The organism is Streptosporangium sp. NPDC006013 (assembly GCF_040614275.1).
Taxonomy (GTDB): Bacteria; Actinomycetota; Actinomycetes; order Streptosporangiales; family Streptosporangiaceae; genus Streptosporangium.
Genome location: NZ_JBEXUE010000905.1, coordinates 1 through 1,682 on the forward strand (window position 1 = coordinate 1; position 1,682 = coordinate 1,682).

Here is a 1,682-nt window from a genome sequence, read left to right on the forward strand (position 1 = left end):
TGCTCGTAGAACCTGGTGTCCTCGATCGCCACGATCGCCGTCTTCATGACGTCGGTCCCCACCGGAGCCGTCGTCCGGGCCGGGCGGACCCCGGCCGGGCCCGCTCTCGCCGGTCCCGGCACGGGCGGCGCGCCACCGGCGACCGGGCACCCCGGAGCGGCGGTCTCCTCGGTGAGTCCCGGCCCCCAGCCGAGCATGAGGCGGTTCGCCACCGTGGCCGCGGGACAACTCGTCTCGATCGTCGGGTCGTCGCTGACCGAGTTCGCCGTACCACTGTGGATCTACATCACCACCGGCTCACTCGCCAGGTTCGCCCTGTTCTCGGTCCTCGCGCTGGTCCCGGGCATGCTGGTCTCCCCCCTCGCCGGTGCCCTCGTCGACCGTTACGACCGGCGCCGGGTCATGCTCGCCGGAGACGTCGGCGCGTTCGGCACCCAGCTGGCACTCGGCGTCCTGTTGTGGACCGGAAACCTTCAGATCTGGCACATCTACCCGCTCCTGGTACTGCTCTCCGTGGCGCTGACCTTCCAGCGCCTCGCGTACAACTCGGCGGTACCGCAACTGGTCCCCAAGCGCTTCCTCGGCCACGCCAACGGGGTGGTCCAGATGGTCACCGGCACCGCGCAACTGGTCGTCCCGCTGCTCGCGGTCGGCCTGATGGCGGTGGTCGGCCTGGAGGGCATCCTCGTCCTGGACGTCGTCTCCTACGTCTTCGCGATCGGAGTGCTGCTCTTCGTCCGCTTCCCGAGGACCATGGCGTGGAAGCGCAGGGAGTCGCTGGTCGCCGAGATGGTCGAGGGCTGGAGGTTCTCCTGGGGTAACCGGGGCTTCCGCGGCATGCTGTTCTTCTTCGCGGTGCTCAACATCTTCCTGTCCCCGCTCTTCCTGCTCATCTCGCCGCTGGTCCTTGGCTTCGCCACGCTGGAGGACGTCGGCCGGATCTCCTTCGCCGGCGGCCTCGGGGTCTTCCTCGGCGGCCTGACCATGACCGTCTGGGGAGGACCGAGGCGGCGGCGGCTGCGCGGCGTCATGCTCTCCACCCTCGTGCTGAGCCTCTTCTGCCTGGTCACCGGTTTGCGGCAGAGCCTGCCCCTGATCGCGGTGGGCGCCTTTGGGATGTCGTTCTGGCTGACCATGCTCAACGGCGTCTACGCCACGATCATCCAGGTCAAGGTGCCGCAGCGGTTCCACGGCCGGGTCATCGCGCTCAACACGCTCATCGCCTGGTCCACCCTGCCGATCGGGTTCGGCCTGGTCGCGCCGTACGGCAGTGCCCTGTTCGAGCCGCTGCTCACGCCAGGAGGGCCGCTCGCCGGCACGGTCGGCCTCGTGCTCGGTACCGGCGAGGGCCGCGGCGTCGGCCTGATGTATGTGCTGTTCGCGGTCGCCATCGCGGTCACGGCGCTGGTCGCGATGCGGACCCGCACGCTGTCCAGGTTCGACGTGGACGTGCCGGACGCGCTCCCGGACGACCTGGTCGGCTTCCAGAGCATCCAGAGGCGTCACATGCGGCAGGAAAGCCAGCCGGTCGCGGAGGCGGCCTCCCTCCAAAGATGACCCACGCGCACGGTGATCATCGTGGGGGAATGCTCGGTCACGCCCGACCGGTCCAAACACGTGATCGAGGACGGGCGCTCCTTCTACGACAACGGGGCCTTCGGCGCGGCGCCGACCAGGGGAGA

Annotated in this window: 2 protein-coding genes; one reads left to right on the top strand and one right to left on the bottom strand. The window is 69.4% G+C overall.

All coding sequences use genetic code 11. From position 1 onward, the window contains the following. Nucleotides 1–212: hypothetical protein (locus ABZ260_RS50775; protein WP_355633086.1), on the bottom strand; the 212-nt coding region annotated here is incomplete at its 3' end. Between ABZ260_RS50775 and ABZ260_RS50780 the strand changes: the two genes are divergently transcribed. After that, nucleotides 196–1,557 carry an MFS transporter gene (locus ABZ260_RS50780; protein ID WP_355633089.1) on the top strand — a complete coding sequence of 454 codons (1,362 nt, stop codon included), beginning with the start codon at nucleotides 196–198 and terminating at the stop codon, nucleotides 1,555–1,557. The two genes, ABZ260_RS50775 and ABZ260_RS50780, sit on opposite strands and share 17 nt — an antisense overlap. Nucleotides 1,558–1,682: the final 125 nt, after the last annotated feature.